Annotated in this window: 14 protein-coding genes; 3 read left to right on the top strand and 11 right to left on the bottom strand. The window is 71.2% G+C overall.

Annotated elements, in window-relative coordinates; genetic code table 11:
- Positions 1-52: 52 nt before the first annotated feature.
- Positions 53-865 carry an anti-sigma factor family protein gene (locus tag AC07OA_RS02260; RefSeq protein ID WP_494662135.1) on the bottom strand — a complete coding sequence of 271 codons (813 nt, stop codon included), beginning with the start codon at positions 863-865 and terminating at the stop codon, positions 53-55.
- Complete coding sequence (locus AC07OA_RS02255) at positions 862-1,362, bottom strand: sigma-70 family RNA polymerase sigma factor (protein ID WP_494662134.1); 501 nt, start codon at positions 1,360-1,362, stop codon at positions 862-864. Before AC07OA_RS02255 ends, AC07OA_RS02260 begins: the two co-directional genes overlap by 4 nt.
- Positions 1,363-1,483: 121 nt before the next feature.
- On the opposite strand from AC07OA_RS02255, the gene AC07OA_RS02250 reads away from it, so the two are divergent.
- Together AC07OA_RS02250 and AC07OA_RS02245 are read left to right on the top strand one after the other, a co-directional pair.
- Positions 1,484-2,761, top strand: coding sequence for a S8 family serine peptidase (locus AC07OA_RS02250; protein ID WP_494662133.1), 1,278 nt, complete (start codon positions 1,484-1,486; stop codon positions 2,759-2,761).
- 105 nt (positions 2,762-2,866) lie between these two features.
- Positions 2,867-3,715, top strand: a complete 849-nt coding sequence (locus AC07OA_RS02245) for a hypothetical protein (RefSeq protein WP_494662132.1) — start codon at positions 2,867-2,869, stop codon at positions 3,713-3,715.
- Between the two features lie 132 nt (positions 3,716-3,847).
- On the opposite strand, the gene rpoD is transcribed toward AC07OA_RS02245, so the two are convergent.
- From rpoD to AC07OA_RS02225, 4 genes are all read right to left on the bottom strand, one after another.
- Positions 3,848-5,800 (bottom strand): RNA polymerase sigma factor RpoD, encoded by a 1,953-nt coding sequence (gene rpoD / locus AC07OA_RS02240; protein ID WP_494662131.1) that lies wholly within the window; start codon positions 5,798-5,800, stop codon positions 3,848-3,850.
- 433 nt (positions 5,801-6,233) lie between these two features.
- Positions 6,234-8,147, bottom strand: coding sequence for a DNA primase (gene dnaG / locus AC07OA_RS02235; RefSeq protein WP_494662130.1), 1,914 nt, complete (start codon positions 8,145-8,147; stop codon positions 6,234-6,236).
- A 177-nt stretch (positions 8,148-8,324) separates the two neighbouring features.
- Entirely contained in the window at positions 8,325-9,212 is an 888-nt protein-coding gene (locus AC07OA_RS02230) for an EamA family transporter (protein ID WP_494662129.1), read from the bottom strand.
- A 57-nt stretch (positions 9,213-9,269) separates the two neighbouring features.
- Positions 9,270-10,100, bottom strand: a complete 831-nt coding sequence (locus AC07OA_RS02225) for a hypothetical protein (RefSeq protein ID WP_494662128.1) — start codon at positions 10,098-10,100, stop codon at positions 9,270-9,272.
- Between the two features lie 144 nt (positions 10,101-10,244).
- On the opposite strand from AC07OA_RS02225, the gene AC07OA_RS02220 reads away from it, so the two are divergent.
- Positions 10,245-11,309 (top strand): DUF2855 family protein, encoded by a 1,065-nt coding sequence (locus AC07OA_RS02220; RefSeq protein ID WP_494662127.1) that lies wholly within the window; start codon positions 10,245-10,247, stop codon positions 11,307-11,309.
- Between the two features lie 206 nt (positions 11,310-11,515).
- On the opposite strand, the gene AC07OA_RS02215 is transcribed toward AC07OA_RS02220, so the two are convergent.
- The 5 genes from AC07OA_RS02215 to AC07OA_RS02195 form a co-directional block, all read right to left on the bottom strand.
- Complete coding sequence (locus tag AC07OA_RS02215) at positions 11,516-12,826, bottom strand: hypothetical protein (RefSeq protein WP_494662126.1); 1,311 nt, start codon at positions 12,824-12,826, stop codon at positions 11,516-11,518.
- 190 nt (positions 12,827-13,016) lie between these two features.
- Entirely contained in the window at positions 13,017-14,684 is a 1,668-nt protein-coding gene (locus AC07OA_RS02210; RefSeq protein ID WP_494662125.1) for a tetratricopeptide repeat protein, read from the bottom strand.
- A gap of 62 nt (positions 14,685-14,746) precedes the next feature.
- A complete protein-coding gene (locus AC07OA_RS02205; protein ID WP_494662124.1) occupies positions 14,747-15,838 on the bottom strand; it encodes a glycerophosphodiester phosphodiesterase in 1,092 nt (363 codons plus the stop codon).
- A gap of 265 nt (positions 15,839-16,103) precedes the next feature.
- Complete coding sequence (locus AC07OA_RS02200; RefSeq protein ID WP_494662123.1) at positions 16,104-16,415, bottom strand: hypothetical protein; 312 nt, start codon at positions 16,413-16,415, stop codon at positions 16,104-16,106.
- Between the two features lie 159 nt (positions 16,416-16,574).
- Positions 16,575-17,075 (bottom strand): hypothetical protein, encoded by a 501-nt coding sequence (locus AC07OA_RS02195; protein WP_494662122.1) that lies wholly within the window; start codon positions 17,073-17,075, stop codon positions 16,575-16,577.
- Positions 17,076-17,127: the final 52 nt, after the last annotated feature.

Raw genomic sequence — 17,127 nt, 5'->3', positions numbered from 1 at the left:
GCGGGCTCGAACCTGCCGCCCTCCGGCCATGCCGGGGGGCGGCTCCAGGCGCTTAACGAGAAGGCTTCCACTTGGCCGCCCGGGCCTTGGCCTCGCCGGCGGCGTCCAGCGGCTGGCCCACGATCATCGCATCGACGCTGGCCATGACGGCGGAAGGGGTCTCAGACCCCGCCGTGCGGTAGTCGGCGCTCGAGGCCGGTCCGGCCGGGCTGACGGCCCGCACCTTCCAGGCCGAGGGTTCGCGGCAGGCGATGCCGGCGACCGGCGCCTGGCCCGAGGCCTGGAAGGTGCGGCAATAGAGGCCCGCCTTGTCCTTGAACGACAGGCCGATGCGCACCGGACCCGCGCCCTGGCCCGAGGCCTGGGTGTTCAGGGCCTGGGCCAGAGGGCCGGCGGCGATGGGGGCCGGCTCGTCGCCGCCGCTGAGGGTGGCGGGCGAGGGCATGGCCATCCGGCCGACCACCAGGCCGGCCACCAGGCAGGCGGCCATGGCGATCCAGGACGGGAAGCCGCCTTCGCCGGCGGCGCGCGCGGGCTTGGGGGGCTTCAGCTTGGGTTCGCGCGCCTTGGCCGCCTTGGCCTTCTTGGCCTGGGCGCCGGGGAAGGCGATCACTTCGGCCGGCTTGGGAGGCGGCTTGGGCGCGGCCTTGGCCTGGCCGGACACCGCCTGGGTCAGGGTCTCGGGCGGGGGCTGGCGCATGACGCCGGCATGGGCGCCCGACAGCAGGCGACGCAGCGCCCGCTGGGTCTCGACCCGCAGGGCCAACTGGGGATCGGTGGCCATGGCCGCCTCGATCCGCGCCATGGCTTCCGGCGGCAGCTCGCCGTCGACAAAGGCGAAGACCTCTTCGTCAGGAACGGTCATGGCTGGGCTCCCTGGTCGATCAACACAGTCTGCAACGTCGCGCGGCCACGGGCCAGACGGCTGGTCAAAGTGCCCATCGGCACCTCCAGGCTGTCGGCGGCCTCTTGATAGGATAGTCCCTCGATCAGCACCAAGGCGACCGCGATCCGCTGGTCCTCGGGCAGGGCGGCCAGGGCGCGCTCGACCGCCGAGGCCTCCAGCCGGGCTTCCAGCGAGGGGGCGGTGGGGTCGGCCGCGAACGCGCCCAGCTCGGGCGGGGCCAGGATGCGCCCGCGTCTCTGGCGGGTGCGGGCTTCGTCGATCCAGGCGTTGCGCATGATGCGGAACATCCAGCTGTCCAGTCGTGAATCCGGGCGCCACTGGTCGCGGCGCGTCAGGGCGCGCTCCACGGTCAGCTGCGTCAGGTCGTCGGCGTCCGCCGGTTCCCAGGCCAGCACCCGCGCCATCCGACGCAACCGGGGCAGCAGGGCCAGCATCTCCGTCTGGAAAGAATCCAAGGTTCGCCTTCGTCACCTGGGGAAGAAACGTCTCGCCGGCGGCGTTTAGTCCCTGAAGCCTAAACTTATTCCACACACGCCGCGATGCGGCCAATGTGTCGTCGATAGCGCAAGGACATTGATGTTTCGCAACTCCCGTTCAGGTCCCGCCATCGCGACCCTGTCTTGCCTGCTGGCCCTGAGCGCCGGACCGGTCCAGGCCCAGGCCTTGCCCACGCCGTCCTCGGTGCTGGGCCGGGTGGGCCTGCCGCTGCCGGACGCGGCCGACCGGCTGGTCTCGGGGCTCGACCAGGTCGCCGAGCGGCTGACGCCCCAGGCCCTGGCGGATGCGCGGTTGGACCGGCTGACGGCCCTGGTTCGCGCCCATCCCCGCGCCCTGGAGCTGGACGATCTGGGCCAGCCGGTGGTGCGCGGCCAGGTACTGGCCGTCTCGCCCAGCTCCGAGGCCTTGGCCAGGATCGCGGCCGCCGGCTTCGTGGAGGTGCGCCGCACCACGTCGGACGCCCTGGGTCTGTCGCTGGTCACCCTGGCGACGCCCAAGGGGCTTTCGGCCAAGGCGGCGGTCAAGCGCCTGCGCGAGCTCGACCCCGAGGGCAAATACGACTTCAACCATCTCTATGCCGACGCCGGGGCGGGCGCGGTGATCGCGTCTGGCGCGGCGGGCCTGGCCTCCGGGGCCGGGGAGGCGACGCGGGCGGGCCTGCTGGACGGGGGCGTGGCGACAGACCCGCCGGTGTTCACCGGCGTGAAGCTGGAGCAGCGGGGGTTCGCCAAGGGCGGTCCGCGTCCCAGCCCGCACGGCACGGCCACCGCCTCGCTGATGGCGGCGGGCGGGGTGCGCGAGCTGCTGGTCGCCGACGTCTACGGCCAGGGCCCGACCGGCGGCTCGGCCGAGGCCATCGTCGGGGCGCTGTCGTGGATGGCGCAGGCCCGCGCGCCGGTGATCAACATCAGCCTGGTCGGGCCGGCTAACGGTCCGCTGGGCGCGGCGGTCAGGGCGCTGGTGGCCAAGGGCTGCCTGATCGTGGCGGCGGTCGGCAACGACGGCCCGGCCGCCCCGGCCCTCTATCCGGCCTCCTATCCGGGGGTGATCGCCGTGACCGGGGTGGACCGCCGCCGCCGGCTGCTGCCGGAAGCAGGGCGCGCCGCCCATGTGGACTTCGCCGCCTATGGCGCCGAGGTGAAGGTCGCCGCGCCGGGCGGCCGGGCCGTCAGCGCGCGCGGCACTTCCTACGCCGCCCCGGTGGTGGCCGCGCGCCTGGCCCGGCTGCTGGACGTCCCCAACCCGGCGGCGGCTCAGAAGGCCGTGGCCAAGCTCGCCGAGCAGGCCGCCGACCTGGGCGCGCCGGGCGTCGACCCGGTGTTCGGCAAGGGCTTCGTCGAGGCCGCCGCACCTTAAGTCGGAAAAAAGTTCGCGGGGTCGGGAAGAAACCGAAAGCCTCCGTCGTTGGACGGGTCAGAGGCGGACAGAGCGCCGCCTCGAGCCATTCCTTGGAGGAAGACCATGCGCAAGATCTCGTTCTTCACGACCGCCACGGCCGCCGCCCTGCTGCTGACCGCCCCGATGGCCCAGGCCCAGATCCTGGGGGGCGGCGGCGGCCTCGGTGGTGGATTGGGCGGGGGTCTGGGCGGCGGCTTGGGCGGTCTGACCGGCCAGGGCGCCGGTTCGCTGACCGGCTCGGGCCAGTTCGGCCTGCCCGACACCAGCGGCGTGACCTCGCGCGCCGGCGACACGGTGAGCCGCGCCCGCTCGCGGACGAGCGACGCCACCGGCCGCGTGCGCGGCGCCGCCGACGGCGCGGTCCAACGCACCAAGGGCGCGGCCGGCTCGGCCAAGGGCGCCGTCGAGGGCGCGGCGAGCAACGCCAACGCCGCCGGGGCGGCCTCGGGTTCGGCCACCGGCTCGGCTTCCGGCGCGGGCTCGTCCCTGACCGGCGCCCTGTCGGGCAACGGCTCGGGCGGCGGCTCGCTGAGCGCCCCGGACACCAGTGGCGTGACCTCGCGGGTTTCCAACGCCGCCGCCACCGGCCGCAACGCCGTGGGCGCGACGCGGGACCGGGTCGGCTCGGCCGCCTCGCGCGGGACCGGCGTGGCGCGCAACGCCGCCGGCTCGGCCCGCGACGCCGCCGCCTCGACCAGCCTCGGCGGTTCAGGCTCGGGCGACGCCTCGGGCAGCCTGACCCGCGACGGCCTGACGGGCTCGGCCAACGGTTCGGGCTCCAGCAACGCCTCCACCTCGCGCGGTTCGACCGGCAACAGCGGCTCGCTGGGCCTCAGCGGCTCGGCCTCGCGCAGCGGCGCCAGCGCCTCGGCCTCGGGGACCGGCGCGGGCGACGTCAAGGTCGGCAACTAAGCCCGACCGCTCCGTCGGGACTTCAGGCGGCTCCGAAAGGGGCCGCCTTTTTTTTGGCGCGGAGCTCCCAAAAGCAAAACGCCCGCCCCGGTCTCCCGGGACGGGCGTCTGACTTTCGAACCTCGAACCCGCTTACGAGTCCAGGAAGCTCCGCAGCTTCCGCGACCGCGACGGGTGCTTGAGCTTGCGCAGGGCCTTGGCCTCGATCTGGCGGATGCGTTCGCGGGTGACCGAGAACTGCTGGCCGACCTCTTCCAGGGTGTGGTCGGTGTTCATACCGATGCCGAAGCGCATGCGCAGCACGCGTTCTTCGCGCGGGGTCAGCGAGGCCAGCACGCGGGTGGTGGTTTCCCGCAGGTTGGACTGGATGGCCGCGTCGATGGGCAGGATGGCGTTCTTGTCCTCGATGAAGTCGCCCAGGTGGCTGTCTTCCTCGTCCCCGATGGGGGTTTCGAGCGAGATCGGCTCCTTGGCGATCTTCAGGACCTTGCGCACCTTCTCCAGCGGCATGGCCAGCTTTTCGGCCAGCTCTTCCGGGGTCGGCTCGCGGCCGATCTCGTGCAGCATCTGGCGGCTGGTGCGGACGATCTTGTTGATCGTCTCGATCATGTGCACCGGGATGCGGATGGTCCGCGCCTGGTCGGCGATCGAGCGGGTGATCGCCTGGCGGATCCACCAGGTGGCGTAGGTCGAGAACTTGTAGCCGCGGCGATATTCGAACTTATCGACGGCCTTCATCAGGCCGATATTGCCTTCCTGGATCAGGTCCAGGAACTGCAGGCCACGGTTGGTGTACTTCTTGGCGATCGAGATCACGAGACGGAGGTTGGCTTCCACCATCTCCTTCTTGGCCTGACGGGCCTCGCGCTCGCCCTTCTGCACGGTCTGGACGATGCGGCGATAGTCGTCGATCGGCACGCCGGTCTCGGTGGCCAGGGCCGCGATCTCCTGACGGATGTCCAGGACCGAGTTCGAGTCATTCTCGACGAACTTGGTCCAGCGCACGCCCATGGCCTTGACCTGCTCGACCCAGTTCGGGTTCAGCTCGGAGCCGAAATAGGCCTTCAGGAACTCGCCGCGGCTGATGCCGTAGCTGTCGGCCAGGCGCAGCAGGCGGCCTTCAAGGCCGATCAGGCGCTTGTTGATCGCATAGAGCTGCTCGACCAGCGCCTCGATGCGGTTGTTGTTCAGCTTCAGCGTCTTCAGGTGCTGGATGATGGTGGTCGACAGGCCCTCGTAGGCCTTGCGGTCGGCGTCGCTGAGGTCGGTGCCCTTCAGGCGGCTGCCGACCAGCTTGTCCTGCAGCTTGCGGAAGGTCTCGAACTCGCCGGCGATGGCGTCGAGGATGGCCATCACGCCTTCGCGCAGCTCGCCTTCCATGGCGCTGACGGTGGGACCGGCGCCGTCGTCGAAATCGTCCTCGTCGTCGCCTTCGCCCTCGGCCTTCGGCTCGCCGCCGGCTTCCTCATCGACGGGTTCGGCCGGCTCGTCGTCGGCGGCGGGCGCGGCGGCCACGCCGTTGATGGCGGCGTAGGTGCCTTCCAGGTCGATGACTTCGCGCAGCAGGATGCGGCCGGTGCCCAGCTCCTCGCGCCACACCATGATGGCTTCGAAGGTCAGGGCGCTTTCGCACAGGCCCCGGATCATGGTGTCGCGGCCGGCCTCGATGCGCTTGGCGATGGCGATTTCGCCCTCGCGCGACAGCAGCTCGACCGAGCCCATCTCGCGCAGGTACATGCGCACGGGATCGTCCGTGCGGTCGTAGGCCGCCGGCTTCTCGCTGGTGATGACCGCCTGGTTGTCCTCGCGGGCGACGACCTCGCCGCCTTCGCTGTTCTCGGCGTCCTCTTCGGCCTCGACCACGTTGACGCCCATCTCGCTCAGCATGGCGAGGGTGTCTTCGATGGCTTCCGAAGTGACTTCTTCCGACGGCAGCACCTTGTTCAGCTCGTCCATCGTGACGTAGCCGCGGGCTTTCGCCTGCTTGATGAACTTCTTGACGCCGGCGTCGGTCAGGTCGAGCAGGGGGCCGTCGCCACCGGTGGCTTCAGGCGCTTCCGTCTCGGCCGAGGAATTGGTGCTCATTCAAGTCTCCGAAGCGACGCGGCGCCCCAAGCCTGGCGCGCGTCGAGAAATGTGTGGTGGTCGCTCGCGCATCGCGCCCTGACGTCCGGCCAAGCTCTCCAGTGAACCGCTGAAAAAATTCTCAAGAACAACGCGTTTCATGCGCCGAAGAGCCATGACCAAACGCTCCGCGAGCTGAGCTCGTTGCGGAGGCCGTGTCTTCGGGCGCGATCCGCGTCGCCTCTTGCGAGGTTTCGGCCGTCACTGGGACCTGTCGGCGGCGAGGGTGACATCCTGTTTCAAGGAGGGCGCGCGCGACGGCGGCCCGGGCGATGTCAATCAGCAGCGTGGCAAATCCTTGAGTCGCCAGATGGCGTTGCGTGACGCGCGAGTCAAGATGGGTAGTCGGAAGTATCGTTTTATTTCAGTACGTCCGCAGGGGATCCAAAGCGGCTCAGCTGGCCGCCTGCCAGAACTCCAGCCCACTGATCTGCCGTTCCAAGAGCGCGTTGCGGGTGCGCAGGTCGCGGGTGGCGGTCAGGGTGCCGGTGGTCACCGCCTCGCGGCGCAGGGCTTCCAGGGCCCGTTCGTTGTCGGCGATCTCGACCAGGGCCTCGTAGCAGGCCGACCACAGGGCCTTGGCGCGATGGGCGTCGGTCTTGGGGTCGAGGAACGGGGCGCTGATCGCCCCGGCCACGCGCTCGGCCTCGGCCGCCTGCGGACCCAGGCCCTTGCGGTCGAGGATGGCGCGGAACGGGGTCTCGTCGCTGATCTCGTCGGCCAGGGCCTCGAACAGCTCGGCCGCCAGCGGGGCCAGGCGCGGATCGCCGAAGCCGACCCGCTCGATGGCCTCGTCATAGGGCCGCGCCCAGCCCGGATGGCGCAGGGCGGCCACGGCCACGGCGGCGTGGAACGGATTGAGGCGTCCGCCGATCTCGGCGCGGGCGATGCCCCGGATGCCCGGATCGGGCGGACCCCGGTCGCGGCCGCCGCGCCACGGGCCGCGCGGGGTGAACGGCCGGCCGCCGCCGTCGCCGAAGCCGCCTCCGAAATTGCCTTGCCCGCCGCCGCCGCCCGGCTTGGGGAACAGGGCGTCCAGCTTTCCGTAGAGGTCGTCGCGATAGGCGGCGGCCAGGTCCTTGTCGGCGATGGTCCCGGCGGCGGCGCGCAGGCGCTGCTTGAAGCCGGCCTTGCGCTCGGGCGTGTCCAGCGGCTCGGCGTCGCGCTCGCGGTTGAACAGGGCCTCGACGAAGGGCGTGGTCTGGGTCAGCTGGCTCTTCAGGGCGGCGGGGCCCTGCTCGCGCAGCACGTCGTCGGGGTCCTTGCCGCCGACCACGATCGAGAACTTGAACGAGCGGCCGGGCTTCAGCAGCGGCAGGGCGCGGTCGATGGCCCGGCTGGCGGCGCGCTGGCCGGCCTTGTCGCCGTCGAAGCTGAGGGTGGGCTCGGGATGCAGGCGCCACAGCACCTCCATCTGCTCCTCGGTCATGGCCGTGCCCATGGGCGCCACGGCCGGCAGGCCCGCGCGCTGGCAGGCGATGACGTCCATATAGCCCTCGACCACCAGCATCGGCGTCTGTTCGGTGGGGGCGGCGGCCTGGGCGGCGTGCAGGAGCTTCCGCGCCTCGTAGAGGCCGTACAGCAGCCGACCCTTGTGGAAGAGCGTGGTCTCCGGCCCGTTCAGGTACTTGGCGCGGGCGGCGGGATCCATGGCCCGGCCGCCGAACGAGACGACCTTGCCCCGAGTGTCGGTGATCGGGAAGATGATCCGGTCGCGGAAGCGGTCATAGGGCTGGCCGCCGTCTTCCGGCGCGATCAAGAGGCCCGCATCGACCAGCTCGGCCGGCTTGGCGCCCTTGGCGACCAGATAGTCCTTCAAGGCCGTGCGGCTGTTGGGCGAGAAGCCGATGCGGAACCGGCTCCACTGATCCTCGGGCAGGGCGCGGCGCTTGAGGTAGTCGCGGGCGGTCTGGCCGACCGGGCGGCGCAGCTCGCTCTCGAACCAGGCGGCGGCCAGTTCCATCCAGTCGCTGAGGCCGGCGCGCTTCTTGTCCTCCTGGGCGGCGCGGGCGTCGGGTTCGGGCAGGGCCATGCCCGCCTCGGCCGCCAACCGCTCGACCGCCTCGGCGAAGGTCAGCCGCTCGGTCTCCTGCAGGAAGCTGATGATGTCGCCGTGCTTGCCGCTGGAGAAGCAGTGGTAGAAGCCCTTGTCGTCGTTGACGAAGAACGAGGGGCTCTTCTCCTTGGTGAACGGCGACAGCCCCGCATATTCGCGCCCCTGCCGCCGCAGCTTCACCGACTTCCCGATCACGTCGGAAGGGCGAAGGCGTTGCTTCAGTTCGTCGAGGAAGTGGTCGTCGAAACGCATGGCTGGCTAAGGGGAAGATAGGCCGAAATCGTGCGTTTCGCACGCCGGATGATCGGTTCGTCCAGAGTTGGATCAGCGCTGTGGATAAGCGCGCGGCCGGGGACATGCCCTCGCGGCGTGTCCCCATGTCTCGCACTGCGTCTGATGGGGACACGCCGCAAGGGCATGTCCCCGGCGCTAGGCCGCCGCCAGGAACCGCATCCGCACCTTGGGCCACAGCATGTTCACCGCCAGGCCGGCCAGCACCAGCACCGCCGCGCTCAGCTTCCAGACCGGCAGGCTCTCGCCCAGCAGGATCGCCGAGGCGCCCATGCCGAACACCGGCACCAGCAGGGCCATGGGCGTCACCGTCGCGGCCGGGTGGCGGGCCAGCAGCCAGCCCCAGGCGGCGTAGCCGAACATGGTGTTGCCCACCGCCTGCCAGGCCACGGCCGCCCAGGTCAGGGCGTCGGCGCGGCGCACGCCCTCGACCATGGCCGGCCAGCCCTCCAGCCACAGCGACATCAGAAACAGCGGCGGGATCGAGAAGAGGGACGCCCAGACCACGTAGGAGAGCATGTTCACCGCCCCGGCCTGGCGGGCGACGATGTTGCCGCCGGCCCAGCTGGCCGCCGCGCCCAGGATCAGAGCCACGCCCAGCGGGGTGGCCGCCCCGCCGCCGTGGGCGGCGATCAGCACGATGCCGGCCACCGACAGCAGGAGGGCCGCGATCTGGAACGGCTGCACCTTCTCGCCGCTGATCTTCATGGCCATGCCGATGGTGAAGAACACCTGGGTCTGCACCACCAGCGAGGCCAGGCCCGGCGAGATGTGGCCCTTCATGGCCACGAACAGCAGGCCGAACTGCCCCGCCCCGATCAGTAGGCCGTAGGCGGCCAGGTTGCTCCACGGAACCTTGGGCCGCTTGATGAAGAAGGCCATCGGCAACAGCACCAGGGTGAAGCGCAGGGTGGCCAGCAGCAGCGGCGGCAGGTGGTCCAGCGCCACCTTGATGACCACGAAATTGGTCCCCCACACCGCTACCACGGCCAGGGCGAGCAGGAAGTGGCGCAGCGGCAGGGACATCGGCGGGCTCCGGGCGGGTCGCGCCGTATCTAGGCCCTTACGCCAGGCCGCGCCATGTCAGTCGATCACCGGGCGGCTCGTTTGCTCGTCAAGCTCGACGCGCGCGATGGCGGCGGCGTCGCCGGTCCGCCAGCCGGCCAGCAGCTTGACGTCGTAGATGTGCTCGCCCTGCCAGACGCTCAGGACCCAGCAGCGCCGCGGCTCGGCGGCCTGGCGGTCGTCGGCGCAGGGCGTCACCGAGCGCAGGTCGGCCAGGGCGAGGCGGCTCAGGATCGCCGGACAGGTCTCGGCGGTCTTGGCGGCCAGGCCGCAGTCGAGGGCGAAGGCCGGGTCCGGCGCGGCGGCGTCCTTGGCCAGCTTGCCCAGCCACCACGCGCCGCTCAGGGCGAGTTCGGCCGTCGGCGCGTCGAAGAAGGCCACGTCGCGACCGGCCAGCTCCGCGCAGGCTTGGCGTGCCGAGGGCGGCGGCGGGCCTTCGTAATAGTCGTCCTCGCGGGCCGGCGGGGCCAGCAGGTGATAGCCGCTGCCGGCCTTGACGCTGGCGGCGCGCACGGCCGTGTCGGCGCCCTGGTCGGGTCCGGCGGGCTCGAAGCTGACCACCACGTTGTCGCGGGCGCAGACGCCGGGCGACCAGGTGGCGCGCGGCGCGGTCTGGAAGGCCAGGTCGCGCAGGGGGCGGACGGGCGTGCGGCCGCTGGGCGGCGGATCGGACGGCGTCAGCAGGTCGGCCACTTGGCCCATCACTCTTTGGGTCAGCTCGGCTGGCGGCAGGGCGCGGGCCTGCGTCTTGCTGAGGGGCGGGCTTTGGGCCGCCGCCGGTGCGGCGAGCGCCAGGCTCGCCAGAATGAGCGCCGTGCCCGCCAGGGCGGCCGCGTCTCGCCTCGCCATAGCCAGTCCTCCAAAGGCCGCGGCCAGAGTGATCTTGCCAATGTGGCCGTCAAGCGGCGACGACCTGTCTCGAAATTCAAACAAATGTTCGATATGCTCCGGAAAGAGCGCCGAGACCGGCGTCGAACCTAGGGAGACGAGGCCATGTCCAACTGGGATTTCGTGGTCGACAGGACCGACCTTCGGCAGGCCGAGACGCTGGCCGTCCAGCCGCCCGACCTGGCCGAGGGCGAGGCGCGGCTGGCCATCGAGCGCTTCGCTCTGACCTCCAACAACATCACCTATGCGGTGTTCGGCGAGGCCATGCGCTACTGGGACTTCTTCCCCGCGCCCGAGGGGCGGGGCCGGATCCCGGTCTGGGGCCATGCGCGGGTGGAGGCGTCCAACCACCCCGACCTCGCCGTGGGCCAGCGGTTCTACGGCTACTATCCGATGTCCAGCCACCTGACGGTGACGCCGCGCAAGACCCGGACGGGCTTCGCCGATGTCGCCCCGCATCGGGCCGAGCTGCCGCCGGTCTACAATCAGTATCAGGCGGTGGGCGAAGCTAGTCCGGCCGAGGACTACCAGGCCTTGCTGCGGCCGCTGTTCATCACAGGCTTTCTCATCGAGGACCTGCTGGACGAGAACGACCTCTTCGGCGCCCGGTCGGTGCTGCTGACCAGCGCGTCCAGCAAGACGGCGATCAGCTTGGCGTTCCAGCTGAAAGCGCGGGGCAAGGCGCGTGTGGTGGGCCTGACCTCGCCGCGCAACAGGGCCTTCGTCGAGGCCCTGGGCTATTACGATCAGGTCGTGACCTATGACGCCCTGGCCACCGCGCCGATCGAAGAACCGGTGGTGGTGGTCGACTTCGCCGGCGACGCGCCGGTGCTGAAGGCCGTGCACGAGCGGTTCGGCGACGCCCTGGCCTTCAGTCTCCTCGTCGGCGGCACGCACTGGGAGGCCGAGCGCGGCGGGGGCGAGCTGCCGGGTCCCAAGCCGGTGTTCTTCTTCGCGCCGGACCGCATCCGCAAGCGCGCCGCCGACTGGGGTCCAGGCGGCCTCGACCAGCGCCACGACGCGGCCTGGGCGCCGTTCGCGGCCGATGCGCCGAGGTGGCTGAAGGTGGTGGAGGGCGCGGGACCCGAGGCCGTGGCGGAAGCCTATCGCGCGGTGCTCGACGGCAAGGCCGGACCCGACGAAGGCCGGATTTTGAACCCTCTCCCATAGGGAGAGGGAGGGGCCCAAGCGAAGTTTGGGAGGGTGAGGGGTTAAAACGTCGACCGGCGTGCCGGAAGGTCGAATGAGGCTGGGGACAGGCACATGTGCCTGTCCCCGACCGTGGCAGGGCGCCAGCGTGAAATCGGTGAGGATGTAACCCCTCACCCTCCCACCGCTACGCGGTGGGCCCCGCCCTCTCCCTCTGGGAGAGGGTGTTATTTGGCCAGGTCCGCCGGCGTGGTCGGCTCGGAGATCACCGCTTCCATCCGCTTCCAGCGGGCGTCCTGCGACGGTCCGGCCCGTTCGACGTGGGCGCGGACCATGTCTTGGCCCAGGTTGTAGTTGATCACGTAGCTGCGATAGGCCGTGATGAAGCTCAGCGACTTCTCGGCCTTGGCGCGGGAGCTGAGGCCGTACTTGGCCAGGGCCGCCACGGCGGCGTCCTTGTCGAGCTTTCCGGACAGATAGAGGTCGGCGATGGTGTTCTGCGCGCCGGCCAGATCCGCTGTGGCCTCGCCCAGGGCGTCGTAGGTCTGGGCCGTGGCCGGGTCCAGTCCCGCCAGCGGGTAGAGGACCTTGCGCTCGAAGGCCACCTTCTCCTCGCCCGGGAAGGCCAGGTGGATGCCGTAATTGGCCGAGCCCTCGGCGATCAGCGATTGCGGCGAAAACAGCGGATAGACGCTGAACTCGACCCAGCCCTTGGCCTTGGTCAGCTTCTCTTCCAAGAGGGCGTTCAGCACGTGGTGGCCCGGATAGCCCTCGTGGCAGCCCAGGTCGACGGCGCGGCTGATCGGCACGGGCAGGTCGGTGTTGACCTCGATCAGGCTGTGGGCGCCGCCCTTGTACCAGTTGTAGCCGCCCCAGGGCTTGTTGGTGACGAACGAGAGGTCGAAGCGCTCGTTGGCGGGCAGGGCGATGTGGGCGGCCGTGCGCGCCTTGCACTCGGCGATGGCCGCCTTCATCACCGGCTCCAGCCGGTCGGCCGGGATGGTGTAGCGCGACTTGAAGGCGTCGACCCGAACGGCCAGGTCGCCGTCGCCGGGCACCAGCTTGGCGATCTTCTCCAGGATCGGGTCGTAGTCGGCCAGCGGCTTGATCGGCGGGCGCACGCCGAACAGGCCCTCGGCCTCGTCCTGGAAGCTGAACTTCGTGCCGGCCAGCATGGCGAGACGCGTCTGGGCGGCCTTGACCTGACCGGCCAGGAAGGCCTTGCGGCGCACCAGATCGGGGCTGAGCTTGGCGGTGTCGACGGCGGCCAGGGCCGTGGCCAGGCGGTCGGCCTCGGCGCGCAGGGCGGCCACGTCGCGCGGCGCGGCCTTGGCGGCGGTCGCCCACTCGGCGGGGCCGTAATAGGCGTCCACATAGCCCGGCTCGCGCTCGCCGGCCTCCAGCGTCAGGCGCACGAAGTCCTTGGCGATGATGTCCAGTTTGGCGGCCGGCGGCGGATTGGCGGCCTGCTCCCCGGCCAGGACGGGGGTGGCGAGCAGGGCGAAGGCGGCGGTCGCGGCGGCCAGGCGCAGGATCATGGGAAGCGTCTCGAAGCGAAGGAGGCCGGCACGCTGCACCGGGGCGTTCGACGGATCAAGCGCACTCTCGCTGTCATCCCGGACGAGCGCGCAGCGCGAAGATCCGGGACCGACGCGTGAACTCAGAGCTCCAGGTCGGTCCCGGATCGGCGGTCCTTCGGACCTTGTCCGGGATGACAGCCCTAGTTGCTCAGCTCTGGGCAAGGCTCACCGCCGAAAGATCGCCCGTCCAGCCTTTGCGGGCCTGGGCGAGATGCGCGTCGGCCTGGACGGTCTGGCCCAGTTTGCGTTCGGCCTGGGCCAGGACGTTGAGGGTGACCGGATCGGCGGGACGGCGGACCAGGGTCGCGCGGGCCTCGCGGGCCGCGCCCTCGGCGTCGCCCGAGGCCAGCAGGGCGGCGGCGAGGCTGCGGCGGGGCGGGTACCAGATCGGCGGGTCGGTCATGTCGGCGAAGCGCTTTTCCTCAAGCTCGGCGGCCTTGCGCAGGATCGTCGCCGCCTCCTGGGGCCGGCCGTCCAGCATGGCCGCGCGGCCGTCCAGCACCAGCCGCGCCAGCCTGGTGGCCTCGGCCATCTGGCCGGCATAGCCGCCGAAGCTCTTCAGCGCGCCTTTGCCGAGCTCCACCTGGGCGGTCTCGCGACGCAGGCCGGCCACGTCGCCCTGGCGACCCAGGGCCTCGGCCCGGGCGTAGCGCCACATCGCCTTCAGATAGGGCTGGCCAGGCGCGGTCAGGGCCAGCACCTCGTCCGGCGGCGCCAGGCGCGCGGCGGTGGCGTAGGCCGAACCGGCCACCATCTGGTTCCAGGCGTCGTCCGCCTGGAGCCGGGGCGCGTAGGCGATGGCCGAGCGGGCCAGGGTCAGGCCGCCGTCCGCGTCGCCGGACATCAGGGCGCCGGCCATGCCGAACTGCACGTTGTGCCCATGATAGAAGAGCTTGAAGGCGTCGTCGCCGAAGCCCTGGGCCTGGGCGTTGGCCTGGTCGATCTTCGCCGCCCGCACGTTCGATTGCAGCGCGTCCTCGTAGCGGCCCACCCAGTAGAAGGTGTGCGAGGGCATGTGGACCAGGTGGCTGGCCGACGGGGCCAGGGCCTCCAGCTTGTCGGCATAGGGCTCGGCCCGGGCGGTGAAGCCGCTCATCTCGGTGGCGTGGATGTAGAAGTGGATGGCCGGGGCGTTGTCCGGATCGCGCTTGAGCGTGGCCTCCAACAGTTCGACGGCGCGCGGCAGGTTGCCCTTGGCGCCCCGCAGCGAAGCGGGGACCATCAGGGCGTCGGCGGCCAGCACCGCCAGCTCGTTGTCGTCCGGGTTGGCGCGGGCCAGGGCGTCCATGGCCTTGGCGTAGGCGTCGTCGCCCGGACCCTTGCCGCCGCCGTTCCGGTAGCGGGCGCTCATGGCCGCGATCATCTCGCGCTCCAGCGGCGTGGCCTTGGCGGCCAGGGTCGCAGCGCGAGCCATCAGGGCGACCATCTCGCCCTGGGTCTTGCTGTCGACCGTGTAGTTGATGGTGGCCCCGCCGGCCCAGGCCTGGCCCCACAGGCACATGGCGCAGTCGGGATCGCGGCGGGCGGCCTCCTCGAAGGCGGCCACGGCGGCCTTGTGGGCGAAGGCGTGGCCCAGCTGCAGGCCGTTGTCGAAGAAGGCCTGGGCCTCTGGCGAGGTCGTCGTGATCTTCCAGCGCGACGCGCCGTAGCCGCTTTTGAGCGTCGTCGGGGCCGCCGGGGCGTCAGTCTTGGCGGCCTCGACCAGGCCCGAGGCGCAGAGGCCCAGGGCCAGGATCGGCGGGGCGGTCCCGTCGGCCTGGGTGAAGCCGGGAACGAGGGCGGCCATCAACCCGGCCGCCAGAATCTTCGCACGCATCGACTTCCCCCCAGATCGAGGCGGATGTTCCCGCGCCGAACGCCGGTCGGTCAAGCGCGCGGTCAGCCCCGGGCGGCGACCGCCAGGCCCGGGAAGTCGCTGAAGACGCCGTCGACGCCGGCCGCGTAAAGCGCCTTGAACACCGCCGCCACGTCGCCCGGCTGGGCCAGGTAGTCGGCGGCGGCCGCGTCGCCCCGGCGCAGGCTGGCGGGCAGGAAGTAGTTCTCGGCCCGCACCGTCCAGGGGTGCACCGCCAGGCCGGCGGCGTGGGCGTCCTTCACCAGGCTGGTGGCCGGCAGCAGGGTGTCGGCGTCCTGCGGTACGACCTGCGTCTTTTCCGGACCCAGGCCGTCGGCATAGATCGCCACCTCCTTCAGGCCCGAGGCCGAGGTCAGCTGGGAATAGGTGACGTTCGGCAGGTCGGGCGGGCCGCCCTCGCCGGCGGTCAGCAGCACCAGCCGCGCCTTGGTCTTGGCGCGGATGGTCTTCAGCGGCGTGACCTCGAAGCACTGGACGAAGACCGGCGCGGTGGCCGAGTTCAGCTCGTTCTTCTTGAGCAGGGCCACCAGGCGATCCTCGACTGGCAGGCCGATGCTGGCGAAGTAGCTCGGGTGTTTCATTTCGGGATAGACGCCGACGGTCCGGCCCGTGCGCTGTGAGCCGGCCTTGGCGATGGCCACCACCTCGTCGAAGGTCAGCAGCTGGGCCTGGCCGTCGTATTGGGTGTTGCCGGGGCGCAGCTGCGGCAGGCGCTCGCGGGCCCGCAGGGTCTTGATCTCGGCCAGGGTGAAGTCTTCGGTGAACCAGCCGGTGATCGACTGGCCGTCGATGGTCTTGGTGGCCTTGCGGTCGGCGAATTCGGCGCGGTTGGCCACGTCGGTGGTGCCGCCGATCTCGTTCTCGTGCCGGGCGATCAGGTGGCCGTCCTTGGTGGGCACCAGGTCCGGCTCGATGAAGTCGCAGCCCTGGTCGATGGCCAGGTTGTACGAAAGCTCGGTGTGCTCCGGACGCAGGCCCGAGGCGCCGCGGTGGGCGATGACGATGGGCTTGCGGGCGGCGCGGGCGAAGCCCAGGCCCGGGGTGGCGGCCAGGGCGGCGGCGGCCAGGGCGTGGGTGGTGAGAGCGCGTCGGGTCAGCAGGGTCATGGCCGCCATCTAGCGCGCCGGTGTGACGGTTTGACCAGCCCGGGATCGCGCCGCGCGGCGGCGGAATCTTTTTCGGATCCTGCCCGCATCCGGAGCGCGAGACGGTGCGTAGCTGCTCGCGATCGGCCCGCTCGTACCGCTTTTCCGGGCCGTCGCCAGCGCGTCCGCCGCCCCGTCCCCCACCTGACCGGCGGACGAGCCGGGGGCCCTTCCGCCTTCCTTCCCCCCGTCGGGAGGCGGAGGGGTCCTTGAGCTTCGCGACTTGGGAGGCTCCCTACTCCTTCGGCGCGCGGCCCAGGATGGCGCGCAGGCTCTGGGCCTTCTGGGGCAGGTCGGCGGCCAGGCGCGAGGCCATTTCGCGCACGCCCACCGCATAGGCGTCGCCGCCGTCGGCGATCTCCAGCGCCCGCTGGGCCAGTTCGTCGAGGTCGCGGCCCATGGCCTCGATCTGCTCGCGGGCCAGCAGCCGCGCTTCGCGCTGCAGGCGCCGGACGCGCTGGGTGGTGGTCTCCGGGCCTCGGCTGAGATTGTAGAGCTCGACGGGCTGGGCCTCGTCGGGGACCACGGTCAAGAGGGGGCCGTTCATGGGGTCTGACTCCTCGGGCGGCGCCTGAAGCGGGGCCGGCCCTCGGAAATACAAGGTGGCGGACTCGCCGACCGTTCCCCGGGTTTCGAGCGGTCCGTGCGATCGGTCGGACCCTGTGGCGCCCCGGACACTTAATCGCGGCCGTGGGGCGGCGAGCGCCTAGTTCGCGGGCGCAGCCCCGCCCTTTTCGCAGGCGCCCTGATAGGTGCTGACCGCCTGGACGTGCAGGGTTTGCTTGCGACCGAAGGCCGACAGGACCAGCTCCAGGTCGGTGGTGGCGCTGGTCGTGAAGTCGCCGCGCACCACGCCGGAGAGGTCGTATTTGATGTGATCCTTCTCGCAGGCCTGGGCCAGGGAGAAGCCGTCGGCGGTGCGGGTCATGACCGGCTTGCCGCAGGGCGAGGCCTTCTGGGCCGCCTCGGCGCCGGGGTCGAAGCCCTCGCCGACGCACTGGGTCGATTCCTCGGGGCCCATGGGCGTCTTGGTGACGGTCTTCCAGAGGCCCGGCTTGAGGGTGGTGGGACCGCCGGCCACGGGCGCCGCCGCGACGGGACCCTCGGCCGCGCCGGTCGTCCCGGCCTTGTCGTCGGTGCGGGAGCAGGCGGCAAGGCCCGTCAAGCTCGTCAGGGCCAGGACGGAAATCAGAAGACGTGAACGCATGGGTGAAGCCTAGCGCGACCGGCGGACAGCGCAAGCCGCCGCCGGTCAAACG

This window comes from Caulobacter sp. GW821-FHT09B08 (genome assembly GCF_059418225.1).
This window is presented reverse-complemented; position numbering and strand designations above follow the sequence as displayed.